Here is a 14,901-nt window from a genome sequence, read left to right as displayed (position 1 = left end):
GTAGGCTCGCCCGTATGAGCGAGATCGGGCTGCGGGAGCGCAAGAAGCGGCGGATGTACCGGACGGTGTCGGACATCGCGATCGGGATGTTCCTCGAGCGTGGGTTCGACGCGGTGTCCGTCGCTGAGGTGGCCGCCGCGGCCGAGATCTCCAAGCCGACGCTCTTCCGGTACTTCCCCGCCAAGGAGGACCTCGTCCTGTACCGGATCGCGGACCACGAGGAGGAGCCCGCGCGCGTCGTGCGGGAGGGGCCGACCCCCGTCGAGGCTCTGAAGCGCCACTTCCTGGAGGGCCTGGAACGCCACGACCCGGTGACGGGGCTCAACGACGATTCCGACGTGCTCGCCTTCCACACCCTGCTCTACGGCACGCCCTCCCTGGTCGCCCGGCTGTACGGCCATCTGGAGCGGACCGAGGAGGCGCTGGCCGAGGCACTCGGGGGCGGGCTCGACGCCCGGCTGGCCGCCGGACAGATCATCGCCGTGCGACGGATCCTGGCGCAGGAGAACTGGCGGCGGATCGCGGCAGGGGAGGCCCTCGCCGCCGTGGGCGAGGACGCGGCGGCCGCGGCGGAGAGGGCGTTCGGGGTGCTGGCACGGAGCTTGCCACCGATCGTTACCGAGTAAGAAACATTACTGAGTTTCATTTCTTGCTACGCTCGGGGGAATGACGTCCGACGCCCCCGTGTCCCAGCGCGACCTCGACCAGGAACGCGCCCACCACGACCGCTGCCGTGAAGCGCTCGCCGCCACAACCGCTGGTGCCGACGAGGAGGTGATCACCGGGGAGGACGTCTCCGCGTCCGGCGCCGACGCCGAGGTCCTGGGATACAGGCTGCGCAGCCGGGCCAAGGAACTGCGGGAACTGCCGCCCGGTCCGCTGTTCTTCGGGCGGCTGGACTTCGGTCAGGACGAGCCCGACCACGCGGGCCAGAGCTACCACGTCGGGCGCCTTCGGATCACCGAGCACACGGCCGCCCCGCCCCTGGTCGTCGACTGGCGGGCGCCCGTTTCCCGCACCTTCTACCAGGCGTCCGCCCGTGACCCGCGAGGCGTGAACGTGCGCCGAAGGTTCGGCTGGGCGCCCGGCAGCAAGGGCGACTCCCGTGATCTGACCGGCCTGGAGGACGAGCACCTGGCACGGGGCGAGGACCGGATCAGCGGGATCGTCGCCCAGGAGATCGAGCGGCCCCGTATCGGCCCGATGCGGGACATCGCCGCCACCATCCAGCCCGAGCAGGACGACCTCGTCCGCGGCGACCTGGGCCTCACCGTGTGCGTGCAGGGTGCTCCCGGCACCGGCAAGACCGCCGTCGGCCTGCACCGGGCGGCCTATCTGCTCTACGCCCATCCGCAGCGCATGCGGCGCGGCGGCCTGCTCGTCCTCGGGCCGAACCGGACCTTCCTCACCTACATCGCGGAGGTCCTGCCCTCCCTCGGTGAGACCGGCGTACGGCAGTCGACCCTCGCCGAGGAGATCACCCGGTACCCGGTGACCGGCGAGGACGACGAACCGACCGCCCTCCTCAAGCACGACGCCCGCACGGCGGAGGTACTGCGCCGGGCGCTGTACGCACGGGTGCGCACCGATCACGGTGACTCCCTCGCCGTCCCCGACGGTTCCTACCGGTGGCGGGTCGACGGGGAGGCGTTGGCGCGGATCGTCGCCGACGTGCTGGACGGGGAACCGCCGTACGCCGTGGGGCGGGAGAGGGTGAGAACCCGGATCGTGCGGGCCGTCCAGGACCAGGCCGAGCGGCGCAGCGGTCCGCGGGGCGCCGCCTGGGTGCGCCGGATCGAGAGGGCACGGCCGGTGTCGGTGTACGTGGACGCCGTCTGGCCGGCCGTGCGGCCGGAACAGGTGGTGGCGGAACTGCTGACCGACGGTGGCCGGCTGGCGCGCGCGGCCGACGGGATCCTGGATGCGGAGGAGCAGCGCGCCCTGCTGTGGGCGCGCCCGCCGCGGTCGTGGCGGTCGGCACGCTGGTCCGCCGGGGACCTGTTGTTGCTCGACGAGGTGGCCGGGCTGATCGAGCACCTCGAGGGTTACGGGCACGTCGTCGTCGACGAGGCGCAGGATCTGTCCCCGATGGAGTGCAGGGCCATCGCCCGCAGGGCCGCCTTCGGGTCGCTCACGGTGCTGGGCGACCTGGCGCAGGGGACGGCACCCTGGGCGTCCCGCTCCTGGCCCGTGACGCTGCGCCACCTCGGCCGCCCTGAGGCGACCGTCGTGCCCTTGACCACCGGTTTCCGGGTGCCTCAGGCGGTGGTGGAGCTGACCAACCGGTTGCTGGTACGGCTGGACGTCGAGGTGCCGGAGGCGCGATCCCTGCGCCCGGACGGTGAGCTCCGCAGCCGGGTCGTCGATGCCCCTGACGACGTGCCGGGCGCGGTCGTGGCCGCCGTCCGGGACGCCCTGGAGCTCGAAGGATCCGTCGGTGTCGTCGCGGCCGACGCCGATGTCCCCTTGCTTCGGGACACGCTGGCGGAGGCCGGAGTCGAGGCCGCAGGGCCGGAGTCGCTGGAAGGCCGGGTCGGCGTGGTGCCCGCGAGCCTCGTCAAGGGCCTGGAGTACGACCACGTGGTGGCGGTGGAGCCGGCCGCGATCGCCGAGGCGGAGGAGCGCGGACTGCACCGGCTCTACGTGGTGCTCACCCGGGCGGTGTCGCGCCTGGAGGTGGTGCGGGCGCGGCTCCTGCCGTTCTGACGCGGGGCGCTGCCGCTCACGCCCCCTCGTCCTCCACCGGCGGTTCCAGCGCCCTCAACCACCGCTCCGTCTGCGCCACATGCGCCTCCGCCGCGCCCGCCGCCGCGCCCGGGTCGTGGGCGGCGATGGCCGTCGCGAGGACGCGGTGGTCGGCGTCGCTCTTGCGGCGGAGGTCGGGGCCCTCGGGGAGGGTGAAGACCTGGTACTTGCGGGAGCGGGCGCGGAAGACCGCGAGGAGGGACGCCAGGGTGGGGTTGCCGGCCGCGCGGGCGATCTCCGCGTGGAAGCGGTGGTCCAGGTCCGACGCCTCCGTCGGGTCCTCCGTGGCCTCCATCGCCTCGATGAGGGAGAACAGCGTCCCGACCGTCTCCGGGGTCGCACGGGCCGCCGCCTGCGCCGCCACGTGCGCCTCCAGGACGCGGCGGATCTCGTAGACCTCCAGCAGACCCGGCAGGGGCAGGAGTTGCAGGGTCAGGGAGAGGCTGCCGATCAGGTCCTCGGGGCGGAGCTGCGAGACGTACGTGCCCGAGCCGTGGCGCGGCTCGATCACGCCCAGAGCCGCCAGCATCCGTACCGCCTCGCGCAACGAGCCGCGGGAGACGCCGAGTTCCGCGCAGAGGTCCGCCTCGGGCGGAATCCGCTCCCCGGCGCCCAGCCGCCCCGTGGCGATCATGTGGCGCAGGCCGTGGAACGCCTTGTCGACTGCCGACATCCGTTGCCTCCCCTGACGGGCCGCGTCCGCCGCATCCCCGCCCGAGTGAAGCGTAGCGGGACGAGAGATCAGATGTCTTGCGCGAAACATTCCCGAGTCATCTGATTTCTGGTGGCTCACAGGTCTTGTCATGGCGGAAAACACCATGCCAACATCCCGAGTCATCATACGTCTTGGCCTTCGGGTCTCCCGATGGTCCGATGTCCCTCGCGGATGGGAGTCATGTGAGCGAGACCGACGTCAGCACCGCGCCCCGCCCCCTGCTGCTGGCCGACGGACGGCCCGCGGCGGACGCGTGGTCGCTGGACCCCGCCCTGCGTCACCTCAACCACGGCTCCTTCGGCGCCGTCCCGCTGGTCGCCCAGGAGCGGCAGGACGCGCTGCGGGCCCAGATGGAGCGGGCGCCGGTCGTGTGGTTCCCCGAGCTGCCGGGGCGGATCGCGAAGGCCCGGACCGGCCTCGCCGCGTTCCTCGGCGTGGACGCGGGCGACCTCGCCCTGGTGCCCAACGCCAGCGCCGGCGTCAGCGTCGTCTACGCCAACCTGGAGAAGCGGGCCGGCGGCGAGATCGTCGTCACCGACCACGGCTACGGCGCCGTCACCATGGGCGCCGAACGCCTCGCCCGCCGCTGGGGCGGCCGGGTGCGCACCGCGCGGGTGCCGCTGGACGCGGACGAGGAGCAGGCGTACGAGGCGGTCATGGCGGAGGTCGGCGACGCCACCGGTCTGCTGGTCGTCGACCAGATCACCTCCGCGACCGCCCGCCGGTTCCCCGTGGAGCGGATCGGCGCGGAGGCGGCCCGGCGCGGTGTGCCGTTCCTCGTCGACGGCGCCCACGCGCCCGCCCTGCTCGCCGCCCCTCTCGCAGGCCTGACCTGTGACTTCTGGGCGGGGAACCTCCACAAGTGGGCCTGCGCCCCGCGCGGCACCGCCGCCCTGGTCGCCCGGGGCCCGCTCCGCGACGGCCTCCACCCCCTGATCGACTCCTGGGGCGCGCCCGACCCGTACCCGGACCGCTTCGACCAGCAGGGCACGCTCGACGCCACCAACTACCTCGCCGCGCAGACCGCGCTGGACTTCGTCGACAGCACCTGGGGCTGGGACGCGGCCCGCCGCTACATGGACGAGCTGGCCGGGTACGGCGAGCGGATCGTGGCCGCCGCCGTCACCGCGCTGACCGGCGAGGACGCGCGCGTGGACGTCGGGATGCCGGTGCCCGGCATGCGGCTGGTGCGGCTGCCGGACGGCCTGGCCGACCGCCGGGAGGCCGCGGACGCCCTACGCGACCGGGCCGCCGCGGAGCTGGGCGTCGAGGCCGCGTTCACCGCCTTCGGCGGCATCGGTTACGTACGGCTGTCCGCGCATCTCTACAACACCCCTGAGGACTACGAGTACTTCGCCGAGCGGTGCGTGCCCGTGCTCGGCGAGTGGGCCCGCGCCGCCCGCCCCTGACCCCCCTGTCCTCCGCACCCCCATCCTCCGTATCCCCATCCTCCGCACCCCCCCATCCTCTGCACCTCCCCCCGCCCCGTCACCCCGTTCACCCAAGGAAGAGGTCAGCACGATGAGAAGAAGGACGGCAGCTCTCGCGCTCGGCACCGCCGCCGCGATGGTCCTGACCGGCTGCTCCACCATGAGCCCGGGTGAGAGCGGAACGGTCACCCTCAACATGGTGGAGAGCCTGACCAACCCCGCCCGCACCGACCTGCTCGAGGAACTGATAGCCGACTTCGAGAAGCAGAACCCGAAGATCAAGGTCAAGCTGGTCTCGCCGCCCACCGAGCAGGCCGACCAGAAGCTCCAGCAGATGCTCCAGTCGGGCAGCGGCGTCGACGTCCTGGAGGTCCGCGACATCACCGTCGGACCCTGGTCGAACAACGGCTGGCTGTACGACATGAAGAAGGACCTGGCCGGCTGGAAGGGCTGGGACGCGCTCACCGACAACGCTGTCGCCGCCTCCGAGGACGACAAGGGCAGCACCTACTTCGTGCCGTACGGCTTCTACGGGCTGAGCCTCTTCCACCGCACCGACCTCATCAAGGAGGCCGGCTTCGACAAGCCCCCGGCCACCTGGGAGGAGCTGCTGGAGCAGGCGTCGAAGATCCACGACCCGTCCTCGCGCCGGTACGGCTACGCCTTCCGCGGCGGCGCCAACGCGCACAGCAACGCCACGGCCGCCATCGAGGCGTACGTCGCCGACAAGATCGACCCGGCCAACGGCTACCTGCTGAAGGACGGGAAGACCATCTTCTCGGCGCCCGAGGCGCTGGACGCGATGGAGCTCTACCTGAAGCTGTTCCAGCAGGCGTCGCCGAAGTCGTCCGTGGCCTGGGGCTACCCGGAGATGGTGGAGGGCTTCTCCAACGGCTCGACCGCGTTCCTGCTCCAGGACCCCGAGGTCATCGCCACCGTCTCCGAGTCGAAGTCGATCGACGCGAACCAGTGGAGCACCGCGCCGCTGGTGGCCGGGCCGAGCGGCAAGACCGTGCAGCCGCTGGCGACCGCCGGATGGGGTGTCGCGGAGGGCAGCGAGCACAAGGCCGAGGCCGTGAAGCTGGTGGAGTTCCTCTCCGAGGGTGAGGCGTCGACGCGGTTCTCCAAGGGGAACAGCCTGGTGCCGATCCTGAAGGCGGCGGCCGAGGACGAGTTCTACCGCACCGGCCCGTGGGCCAGCTACGTCACCATGACGGAGAACCCGGACACGTACCTGGTCGTCACCCAGCCGCGCGGGGTCGCGTGGTGGACGGAGTGGCAGCAGCGCGCCGACACGGACGTGCAGAAGATGATCCTCGGCAAGCTGACGCCGAAGGAGCTGCTGGCCGGCTGGGACGCCTACTGGACCGAGAAGTGGAAGAAGTGACCATGTCCGGTACGTCCACGCCCACGTCCGGCGTGACCGCGGCGCCCTCCGTACGCAAGGAGGGCGCCCCGCCCCGCGGCGGAGGCGCCGGGGGCCGCCGGCGGCGGGAGTTCACCACCCGGCGCGGTCTGGTCATCGCCGCGTTCATGGCGCCGGCGGCGGTCTTCGTGGCGCTCTTCACGTACTACCCGATGATCGCCGGCAGCCAGATGGCGTTCCGGAACTGGAACCTGACCGACCTCACGGACACCTCGTGGGTGGGGATCAAGAACTTCCAGGAGGTCTTCACCGACCCCGCGTGGGGCACGGTGCTGGGCAACACCGCACTGTGGGTGGTCGGTTCGATCGTGCCGCAGCTGGTGATCGGGTTCGCGCTGGCGCTGTGGCTGCGCCGCAGGTTCCGCCTCCGCGGGCTCTACCAGGCGCTGATCTTCTTCCCGTGGGCGATCTCCGGGTTCCTCATCGGCATCCTCTTCCGCTGGATGTTCAACAGCGAGTTCGGCGTCGTCAACGACCTGCTGCAGAAAGCCGGCCTGATCGACGAACCGGTCGCCTGGCTCGCCGACCCCGACACCGCGATGACCGCCGTGCTGGTCGCCAACGTCTGGTACGGGGTCACCTTCTTCGCGATCATGATCCTGGCCGCGCTCCAGTCGATCCCGGACGAGCTGTACGAGGCTGCGGCGCTGGACGGGGCGGGCAAGGCGCGGACGCTGTTCCGGATCACCATCCCGTACATCCGCGTGACGCTGGTGCTCACGGTGCTGCTGCGGGTCATCTGGATCTTCAACTTCCCCGACCTGATCTTCGGCATGACCGGGGGCGGGCCGAACGACGAGACGCACATCGTGACCACCTGGATGATCAAGATCACGCAGCAGGGCGACTACGGCAAGGCCTCCGCGCTCGGCCTGCTGGTGGTGGCGGTGCTGCTGGTGTTCGCGATGTTCTTCCTGACGGCGACACGGGAGCGGGGCAACAGCCGCGGGGGCGCCGGCAGGGGCGGAAAGCGAGGGGTGCGGGCGTGATCGGCAAGGAAACCACGGCCGGCCGGGCCGCGAAGTTCACCTTCCTGGGGCTCTGGCTCGTCTTCTCCCTCTTCCCGCTGTACTGGATCACCGTCACGTCCCTGAAGGACCCCGGTGACATCTTCTCCTTCCCGATCGCCTACTGGCCCGAGCGGTTCTCCCTGGAGAACTACCAAGGCCTCTTCGGCAAGGCGGACTTCGGCACGTACCTGGTGAACAGCCTGGTCGTGTCGACCGTCGCGGGCGCGGTGGCCACCGCCATCTCGACGCTCTCGGCGTACGTCCTCGCCCGGTTCGAGTTCCGCAGCAAGTCCGCGCTGCTGATGGCGTTCCTCGTCACACAGATGATCCCGTCGTTCATCGCGCTGGGCCCGCTGTACCTGCTGATGACCGACCTCCGGCTGGTCGACAACCGGCTCGGGCTGATGCTCGTCTACATCGCCGTGTGCATCCCCTTCTGCACGGTGATGCTGCGCGGCTTCTTCGAGAACGTCCCGGACGCGCTGGAGGAGGCCGCGATGATCGACGGCCTGTCCCGGCTCGGGGCGCTGGTGCGGGTGCTGCTGCCGGTGATGCGGCCGGGGATCGTCGCCGCGTTCATCTTCAACTTCGTCAACTGCTGGAACGAGCTGTTCCTGTCGGTGACGCTGATGAACAGCGACGAGAACAAGACCGTGCCGACCGCGCTCAACGGCTTCATCTCCAGCTTCAACATCGACTGGGGCTCGATGTCCGCGGCGGCGGTCCTGACGATCCTGCCGACGATGGTGCTGTTCGCCTTCGCCAGCCGGCACATCGTGCAGGGGCTGACGGCGGGGGCGGTGAAGGGCTGATCAGGAGGTGGCGCGGGTCCCGGGACCGTCGGTGGTGTCCCTTCCGGCGGCTTCCCGCGCCGCCCGCTCCAGCCGGTCGCGGTGGGCCGCCCACCAGGCCGGGTCGGCCGAGGGCAGGCTGGTCGCGCCAGGCCGCTCACCCGTCGCGCCGTCCAGCTGCTCGCGCAGGATGTCGGCGTGGCCCGCGTGCCGGCTGGTGTCGGCGATGACCCGGACCACGGCATGGTGCAGGGTCAGCTCGGCGCGGTCCGCCGGCCACCACGGCACCGTGCCGGTCGTGTCCAGGTGCAGCGCCTCGACCGTCGCGTCGGCATGGGCCCAGGCCCGCCGGTACAGGGCCACGATGTCGTCACGCGTCTCGTCGGGCGCGGCCCACATGTCCGCGTTGACCTCGGCGCCCTCCGCGAGCCACGGCAGCGGCTCGCCGGACGGACGCCCGAACGTGTCGCCGAGGTAGCCGAGTTCGACCCCGGCGGCGTGCTTCACCAGCCCGAGCAGATTGGTCCCGGTCGGCGTCAGCGGCCGGCGGACGTCGTACGCGGACAGTCCTTCGAGCTTCCAGACCAGCGCGTCACGCGCCTCCTGGAGGTAGCGGTGCAGGTCGGCCTTGGCGGAATCCGAGTACGTCATGGGAATCAGTGTGACGGTGACGGGTGCTTGCGTCCGCCTCATGTCTTCGCCACGGGGCGCGGCGTACCCTCGGGGCGTGATCACGGACCACCGGCGGACCATCCGCGAGCGCTACCGGATCTATCTCGCAGGGCGCCGGGCTTCAGCCTGGTGGTGAAGCGAATCTGCGGTTTGCTCTGACCTCAGCTGTGGGCGCGGATCTGCACTGTTCACCTCAGTCCGGGTCGGAGCGGCCGGTTCTGCTGCTCGATGTAGTGGCTCACGATGCTGAGTGGTGCGCCGCCGACGGACCCGGCGAAGTACGAGCCGGACCAGAGGCGTTGTGCCCGCCAGTAGTGGCGGACGAGGTCGGGGAACTCCTGGCGCAGCCGCCGGGAAGAGACGCCCTTGAGGCTGTTGACCAGCTTGGACACGGCGACCTTTGGCGGGAAGTTCACGAGCAGGTGGACGTGGTTGTTCCCGCCGTTGAACTCGACCAGCTCGGCCTCGAAGTCCTCGCACACGGCCCGCATGATCTCCTCGCACCGCGTCAGGTGTCGGTCGGCGAAGACCTTGTGCCGGTACTTCGTCACGAAAACCAAGTGGACGTGCATGCGGAAGACACAGTGGCGACCAGTACGAATGTTCTCATCGATACCCATAAACCAACTGTGTACCGTGATCCGTGTGCAGCTCAGGTACTCGTTCCGGGTGTACCCGAGCGCCGGTCAGCGCACGGCGCTGGTGAGGGCGTTCGGGTGCGCGCGGGTGGTCTACAACGACGCGCTGCGCGCTCGGGAGACCGCCCGCAGCGAGGGGCTGCCGTTCCCGAAGACCGGCGACCTGTCCAAGACGCTGATCACCGAGGCCAAGCAGACGCCCGAGCGGGCGTGGCTCGGCGAGGTGTCGGCGGTCGTGCTCCAGCAGTCCCTCCGAGACCTGGACACCGCGTACCGGAACTTTTTCGACTGCCTGAAGGGCAAGCGCCCGCGGATGGGCGCGCCCCGGTACAAATCCCGCAAGGACACCCGGCAGGCCGTCCGGTTCACGGCGAACGCCCGCTGGTCGATCACGGCCGGCGGGGAGCTGCGCCTGCCGAAGATCGGCGACCTGAAGGTGAAGTGGTCGCGCGCGCTGCCCTGCGTTCCGTCCACGGTGACCGTGGTCAAGGACTCGGCGGGCCGGTACTTCGCCAGCTTCGCCGTCGAGACCGGCCCCGGGGAACCGCTGCCGCAGACGACGCCCGAAATCGGTATCGATCTTGGCCTCGGGCACTTCGCCGTCCTTTCCGACGGCCGGAAGGTCGACAGCCCGCGCTTCCTGCGCCGGGCCGAGAAGCGCCTGAAGAAGGCGCAACGCGCCCTCTCCCGCAAGGAGAAGGGCTCCAGCAACCGGAACAAGGCCCGGCTGAAGGTCGCCCGCGCACACGCGAAGGTGACCGACGCGCGCCGCGAGTTCCACCACCAGCTCTCCACGAAGCTGATCCGCGAGAACCAAGCGGTCGCCGTGGAGGACCTGGCGGTGAAGGGACTCGCCCGCACGCGCCTGGCCAAGTCCGTCCACGACGCCGGATGGTCGGCGTTCGTGAGCATGCTGGAGTACAAGGCCGCCCGGTACGGGCGCGCATTCCACCGGATCGGCTGCTTCGAGCCCACCAGTCAGGTGTGCTCGCAGTGCGGCGTCAAGGACGGCCCCAAGCCGCTGAACGTCCGCGTGTGGACGTGTCAGGCGTGCGGGGCGGTCCTTGACCGGGACATCAACGCGGCGGTCAACGTCGCCAAGGCCGCCGGACTGGTGGTATCAGCCTGTGGAGCGCAGGTAAGACCGGGACTCCTCCCGGCACCGCGCAGCGAAGCAGGAACCCACCCGACACCGCAGCCTTCAACGGCGCGGTAGGCGGGAATCGCCGTCCTTCAGGGCGGCGAGGATGTCAACTCTCCGCCCCCGTCATGGCGGCACCCGAGCCGTGGCGGAAGCTGCTCGACCGGCCCGTCGGCGGCCTGCTGGGCATCGGCTTCGCCGTCCACCCCGACACCGGTCAGGACCTGGTGATGACCGTGTCGACGGCGGGTCACGGCCTCTTCGACGCGGTGACGGGCGAGATCGTCGCCCGCGACCGTGACCCCGACCCGGACACGAGCACCCCCGATGCGGAGCCCGACCTCGCCTGCCCCGGGCTCGGTCCGGTCGAGGGCGTGCCGGTACGGATCGCGGGCCTCTTCGGCGGCGGTCCGCACCGCACCACACCCGACGGCTGGACTCTGGACGTCGTCGCTCCCGACTGGCCCGACCACCGCGTGATCCTCTCCGCGGACGGGGGAGGACACCGTGGCGAGCCGGGCGGCAGCTGGTGGCACATCCACCACGCGTCCTGGTCGGAGTTCCGGACCGCCGGCTTCTCCCCGTCCGGCCGCACCCTCGCGGTCGCCACCAGCAGCGACCTCACCCTCTGGACGCGGGAGTCCGTGCGAGCGTTCAGCTGAGGATCGCCTCCAGGCGGCCGCGGCACTCCGCCGCGAACGCCGGGAACGTGTCCCAGTAGTACGGGATGCCGGCGACGGCGACCGCGATGGCCCAGGCGCGGGCGCGCAGCCAGGTCGGGGTGTCGAGGGACAGGGCGTCCCGGTAGGCGTGGCGGGCCTCGGGCGGGAGGTCCCAGATGGGGGCGTGCTCGGCGTCGGGGAAGCCGATCGAGAGCGCGCCGAAGTCGATCACGGCGTGGAGCCTCCCGTCGCGGGCCAGGAGGTTGGCCGGTCTGAGGTCGCCGTGCAGCCAGACATGCGGTCCTGCGGGGTCGGGCAGCGCGAGCGCCTCCCGCCACAGCCGTTCCAGCGTGTCGATGTCGAGGTCCAGCCCTTCGACGGCCCGGCACGCGTCGAAGCCCGGCCCGACCCACTCGTCGCACGCCGCCAGGGTGCCTCCGCGGTACCAGGACAGCCCGTCCTCCCGCGTGGCTCCCATCAGGTCGGCCCGGTGCAACTCCCGTACGAACTCCGCCAGGTCGGTGCCGAAGGCGGCCCAGTCGCGGACCGTGTCCGGGCCCACGTCCTCGCCTTCGATCCAGCGGTGGACGGCCCAGGGGACCGGGTAGGCGTCGGTGGGCGTCCCGGCGTGCACGGGCTCCGGCACACGGCGGGGGAGGAGGGGCGCGAGACGGGGCAGCCACTGCTGCTCCTTGCGCAGCGACGGGCCGCCGTCCGGCTTGCGGGGCAGGCGGACCAGCAGGTCGTCGCCCAGCCGGTACATGGTGTTGTCCGTGCCCGCGCCCGCGGTCCGCAGCGGCAGTTCCGCCCACTGCGGGCACTGGGCCCGCAGCAGCGACCGTACGAGGGCCTCGTCGACGGTGATCTCGTTCTCGTGCAGCGACGTCACCCGGGAAGTGTGGTCCCCGGATGCCACGGAGGCCACCGGGTTTCCGCCCGTCTCACACGGGGCCGTCGTACGTGAAGCGGTAGCCGGCGCAGTCGGTGAGGCGGACGTAACCGAGACGCTGGTACAGGGCGTTGCTGGTCGGGTTGGCCGGGTCCGCGAACAGGACGACGTCCGTGGCGCCCGCCCTGAGCGCGGCCCGGCTCACCGCGGCCGTGACCGCGCCCGCGTAGCCGTGGCCGCGGAAGCGGGGCGGGGTGTGGACGGGGTCGACGCGGACCATGCCCCCGGTCACCGAGGTGACGGCCGCCATGGAGACGGGGGTGCCGTCCGGGGTCCGCCAGAAGGTGAAGTGCCGGTCGCCGAACCGTGATCGGTCCCAGGAGCCCGCGTCGATCAGGTCGATGGACGGCTGCTCGCCGACCTCGACGCAGAACTCCCTGCACCTGCGCACCACCAGCTCGCGGTCCTCCGCCCCCGCGAGGTGGGCGCGGCCCTCCGGGTGCGGCCGGGGCGGGGTGAGGGTGCCGAGGCGGTAGAGGTGCGTGTGCCAGAACAGCTTCGGCGTCGCGCCGGTGTGTCCCTGCCAGGCGGAGGCGAAGACGCCGGCGGTGTCCTGGTCGGCGACGACCTGGGCGGGGGTGTGGCCGAGGGCGGCCAGGCGGGCGGCGAGGGCGTCGGCGTCGTCGGCGTTCAGCGGGGTGAGGCCGAGACGGCCGCGTGGGGTGAGGTAGCAGACCGCGCGGACCTCGCCGTCGGTCTCCAGCCGGCCGAGGACGTGGTCGCCCGAGCCGGCGAGGCGCAGCTTCTCGACGTCCGTGAGCGGGGTGGTGTGCAGGGCGGGGCGTGAGCGCAGGAAGGCGCCGGCCCGCGCGAGGAAGTCCTCGACGTCGGTGGTGAGATGCCAGTGGTCCGGGAGCATGCCTCATCGTGCCGGACGCGGGACCGGGCGGGCGGGGGTTCGCACCGATCCCGCCGAGGGCCGGCCGGAACGCCTACGCCGGTGCCGACACGTCCGCGACCACGCAGCTCACGTTGTCCGGACCGCCCGACGCGTTGGCCAGGTCCACGAGTTCACGGACGGCATCCTCGGGCCCGGGTGTGTCCGCGAGCACGCGGTGGACGTCCTCGGCGGGCACGACCGTGGACAGGCCGTCCGAGCAGAGGAGGTAGCGGTCGCCGGCGCGGGCGTCGTGCAGCCGCAGGTCGGGCGTGGAGTCGGCGCCCCGGCCCAGGGCGCGCATCAGCAGGGACCGCTGCGGGTGCGAGGCGGCCTCCTCGGGAGTGAGACGCCCTTCGTCGATCAGCGACTGCACCACCGTGTGGTCGTGGGTGATCTGGAACAGCTCCCCGTCGCGCAGGAGATGGACGCGGGAGTCGCCGATGTGGACGAGGGCGAGCTGTGAGCCCGTCCACAGCATCGCGGTGAGCGTGGTGCCGGCGTCGGCGTCGGCGCCGTCGTCGCCGGGTGAGGTGACGCCCTGCACGGCCTGCTCGGCGCGGCCGAGGGCGTCCTCCAGGGCGCCCAGCAGGTCGCCCGCCGGGACGGTCTCCGACTCAAGGCTTCGCAGGGCGTCGACGGCGGCCGCGCCGGCGAGGGCGCCCCCGGTGCCGTAGCCGTCGGCGACGGCGAGCAGGCGGGAGCCCGCGTAGGCGGTGTCCTGGTTGCTCGGGCGGACCCGGCCGGTGTCGGAGAGGGCGGCGTAGCGGAGGGTGAGAGGCGCGGTGGTGCGGGACATGGCGGGGTCCTTCCCGGTCAGATGGTCGACGAGGAAGGCCGCCAGGTCCCGCCGCGCGGCCGTGTCGGCCTCGACCCGCGCCCAGTACGCGCGGATCTCGCCGGCCGCCTCGCCCGGCTCCATGGCGCACACCCGCCGGATGCGGGCGAGCGGCATGCCCAGCCGCCGGAGCCAGGCGACCAGCCGGGCCTGCTCCAGCTGCCCGGGCGCGTAACGGCGGTAGCCGGTGTCCGGGTCGACGCGGGCGGGAGTCAGCAGACCGAGCTCGTCGTACAGCCGCAGCGCCTTCGGCGACAGCCGGGACGCCTTCGCGAACGCCCCGATGGTCAGCAGCTCCATGCGTGTCCCTCCTCGTACCGGGCCCGTCGCCCGGCACCGTCGATGCTGGGCGCTCCCCTTGGGTGAAGGTCAACAGTCGCCCCGCGGACGGCGAGCGCACTCTTGCAAGCGGGTTGCTTGCAATTGTTAGCAGGGTGCGTCATGGTGGAAGACATGGCATCCCTGAACGTCGGCGGACTCGGTGAGTATCTGCGCGAGCAGCGGCGCAACGCGCAGTTGTCGCTGCGGCAGCTCGCCGATGCCGCCGGGGTGTCCAATCCGTACCTGAGCCAGATCGAGCGCGGACTGCGCAAGCCCAGCGCGGAGGTGCTCCAGCAGGTCGCCAAGGCGCTGCGCATCTCCGCCGAGACCCTGTACGTCCGCGCCGGGATCCTCGACGCCGAGCGCGACCGGGACGAGGTCGAGACGCGCGCCGTGATCCTCGCCGACCCCACGCTGAACGAGCGCCAGAAGCAGGTGCTCCTCCAGATCTACGAGTCCTTCCGCAAGGAGAACGGATTCGGGGGCACCGAGGACGGTGAGGTGGGAGCCGTCGGGCCCGAGCCGGGCACGGAGGCCTCCGCCGGCACGGGCGGCAGACCCGCCGAGCGCCCCGGCCACGAGGCCGGCGGCGACGACAACGGTCCGCGGCGGACGGCCGGCTGAGCCGGCCAGGGCGCCGGACGCCCGCCACGGACCACACAGACCCTCAGCCGAACACGACATCC

Annotated in this window: 15 protein-coding genes; 9 read left to right on the top strand and 6 right to left on the bottom strand. The window is 71.7% G+C overall.

Features of this window, described 5'->3' with window-relative positions; translation table 11 throughout:
• The first annotated feature begins 14 nt into the window (after positions 1–14).
• Both MTR79_RS31825 and MTR79_RS31820 read left to right on the top strand, forming a co-directional pair.
• Entirely contained in the window at positions 15–626 is a 612-nt protein-coding gene (locus tag MTR79_RS31825) for a TetR family transcriptional regulator (RefSeq protein ID WP_086701753.1), read from the top strand.
• A 40-nt stretch (positions 627–666) separates the two neighbouring features.
• Positions 667–2,706: an AAA family ATPase gene (locus tag MTR79_RS31820; protein WP_244792754.1), complete on the top strand. Its 2,040-nt coding sequence runs from the start codon at positions 667–669 to the stop codon at positions 2,704–2,706.
• 16 nt (positions 2,707–2,722) lie between these two features.
• Here the strand turns inward: MTR79_RS31820 and MTR79_RS31815 are convergent, their stop codons facing one another.
• The gene (locus MTR79_RS31815) at positions 2,723–3,418 is read right to left on the bottom strand and encodes an FCD domain-containing protein (protein WP_086701755.1); all 696 of its coding nucleotides are present in this window, start codon (positions 3,416–3,418) and stop codon (positions 2,723–2,725) included.
• Positions 3,419–3,642: 224 nt separating this feature from the next.
• On the opposite strand from MTR79_RS31815, the gene MTR79_RS31810 reads away from it, so the two are divergent.
• From MTR79_RS31810 to MTR79_RS31795, 4 genes are all read left to right on the top strand, one after another.
• A complete protein-coding gene (locus MTR79_RS31810; RefSeq protein WP_244792752.1) occupies positions 3,643–4,869 on the top strand; it encodes an aminotransferase class V-fold PLP-dependent enzyme in 1,227 nt (408 codons plus the stop codon).
• A gap of 112 nt (positions 4,870–4,981) precedes the next feature.
• Positions 4,982–6,277, top strand: a complete 1,296-nt coding sequence (locus MTR79_RS31805) for a sugar ABC transporter substrate-binding protein (RefSeq protein ID WP_244792750.1) — start codon at positions 4,982–4,984, stop codon at positions 6,275–6,277.
• Entirely contained in the window at positions 6,274–7,305 is a 1,032-nt protein-coding gene (locus tag MTR79_RS31800) for a sugar ABC transporter permease (protein WP_086700846.1), read from the top strand. Before MTR79_RS31805 ends, MTR79_RS31800 begins: the two co-directional genes overlap by 4 nt.
• Positions 7,302–8,138, top strand: a complete 837-nt coding sequence (locus MTR79_RS31795) for a carbohydrate ABC transporter permease (protein ID WP_048458980.1) — start codon at positions 7,302–7,304, stop codon at positions 8,136–8,138. Before MTR79_RS31800 ends, MTR79_RS31795 begins: the two co-directional genes overlap by 4 nt.
• On the opposite strand, the gene MTR79_RS31790 is transcribed toward MTR79_RS31795, so the two are convergent.
• A complete protein-coding gene (locus tag MTR79_RS31790; RefSeq protein ID WP_244792746.1) occupies positions 8,139–8,768 on the bottom strand; it encodes a DinB family protein in 630 nt (209 codons plus the stop codon).
• 209 nt (positions 8,769–8,977) lie between these two features.
• Entirely contained in the window at positions 8,978–9,409 is a 432-nt protein-coding gene (tnpA, locus tag MTR79_RS31785; RefSeq protein ID WP_244792744.1) for an IS200/IS605 family transposase, read from the bottom strand.
• Positions 9,410–9,434: 25 nt separating this feature from the next.
• Between tnpA and MTR79_RS31780 the strand changes: the two genes are divergently transcribed.
• Both MTR79_RS31780 and MTR79_RS31775 read left to right on the top strand, forming a co-directional pair.
• Positions 9,435–10,643 (top strand): transposase, encoded by a 1,209-nt coding sequence (locus tag MTR79_RS31780; RefSeq protein ID WP_244792742.1) that lies wholly within the window; start codon positions 9,435–9,437, stop codon positions 10,641–10,643.
• A 53-nt stretch (positions 10,644–10,696) separates the two neighbouring features.
• Positions 10,697–11,230 carry a hypothetical protein gene (locus MTR79_RS31775; RefSeq protein ID WP_244792740.1) on the top strand — a complete coding sequence of 178 codons (534 nt, stop codon included), beginning with the start codon at positions 10,697–10,699 and terminating at the stop codon, positions 11,228–11,230.
• On the opposite strand, the gene MTR79_RS31770 is transcribed toward MTR79_RS31775, so the two are convergent.
• The 3 genes from MTR79_RS31770 to MTR79_RS31760 form a co-directional block, all read right to left on the bottom strand.
• On the bottom strand, positions 11,223–12,119 hold the full coding sequence (locus MTR79_RS31770; RefSeq protein ID WP_244792738.1) for an aminoglycoside phosphotransferase family protein: 897 nt from the start codon (positions 12,117–12,119) through the stop codon (positions 11,223–11,225). The two genes, MTR79_RS31775 and MTR79_RS31770, sit on opposite strands and share 8 nt — an antisense overlap.
• Before the next feature lie 52 nt (positions 12,120–12,171).
• Complete coding sequence (locus MTR79_RS31765) at positions 12,172–13,038, bottom strand: GNAT family N-acetyltransferase (RefSeq protein WP_086700841.1); 867 nt, start codon at positions 13,036–13,038, stop codon at positions 12,172–12,174.
• A 73-nt stretch (positions 13,039–13,111) separates the two neighbouring features.
• Positions 13,112–14,194 (bottom strand): MerR family transcriptional regulator, encoded by a 1,083-nt coding sequence (locus MTR79_RS31760; protein WP_244792736.1) that lies wholly within the window; start codon positions 14,192–14,194, stop codon positions 13,112–13,114.
• Between the two features lie 153 nt (positions 14,195–14,347).
• Here MTR79_RS31760 and MTR79_RS31755 point away from each other — a divergent pair, with 153 nt between their 5' ends.
• Entirely contained in the window at positions 14,348–14,839 is a 492-nt protein-coding gene (locus tag MTR79_RS31755; protein WP_048458985.1) for a helix-turn-helix transcriptional regulator, read from the top strand.
• The last annotated feature ends 62 nt before the right edge of the window (positions 14,840–14,901 follow it).

Origin of the sequence: Streptomyces sp. BJ20, assembly GCF_022869105.1 — a bacterium.
Taxonomy (GTDB): domain Bacteria; phylum Actinomycetota; class Actinomycetes; order Streptomycetales; family Streptomycetaceae; genus Streptomyces; species Streptomyces griseoincarnatus.
This window is presented reverse-complemented; position numbering and strand designations above follow the sequence as displayed.

Bases quoted from the DNA above. Each gene is read 5' to 3' on its own strand.
- MTR79_RS31815 (WP_086701755.1), bottom strand. From the start codon at position 3,418: ATGTCGGCAGTCGACAAGGCGTTCCACGGCCTGCGCCACATGATCGCC.
- MTR79_RS31765 (WP_086700841.1), bottom strand. From the start codon at position 13,038: ATGCTCCCGGACCACTGGCATCTCACCACCGACGTCGAGGACTTCCTC.
- MTR79_RS31805 (WP_244792750.1), top strand. From the start codon at position 4,982: ATGAGAAGAAGGACGGCAGCTCTCGCGCTCGGCACCGCCGCCGCGATG.
- MTR79_RS31825 (WP_086701753.1), top strand. From the start codon at position 15: ATGAGCGAGATCGGGCTGCGGGAGCGCAAGAAGCGGCGGATGTACCGG.
- tnpA (WP_244792744.1), bottom strand. From the start codon at position 9,409: ATGGGTATCGATGAGAACATTCGTACTGGTCGCCACTGTGTCTTCCGC.
- MTR79_RS31775 (WP_244792740.1), top strand. From the start codon at position 10,697: ATGGCGGCACCCGAGCCGTGGCGGAAGCTGCTCGACCGGCCCGTCGGC.
- MTR79_RS31760 (WP_244792736.1), bottom strand. From the start codon at position 14,194: ATGGAGCTGCTGACCATCGGGGCGTTCGCGAAGGCGTCCCGGCTGTCG.
- MTR79_RS31790 (WP_244792746.1), bottom strand. From the start codon at position 8,768: ATGACGTACTCGGATTCCGCCAAGGCCGACCTGCACCGCTACCTCCAG.
- MTR79_RS31755 (WP_048458985.1), top strand. From the start codon at position 14,348: ATGGCATCCCTGAACGTCGGCGGACTCGGTGAGTATCTGCGCGAGCAG.
- MTR79_RS31820 (WP_244792754.1), top strand. From the start codon at position 667: ATGACGTCCGACGCCCCCGTGTCCCAGCGCGACCTCGACCAGGAACGC.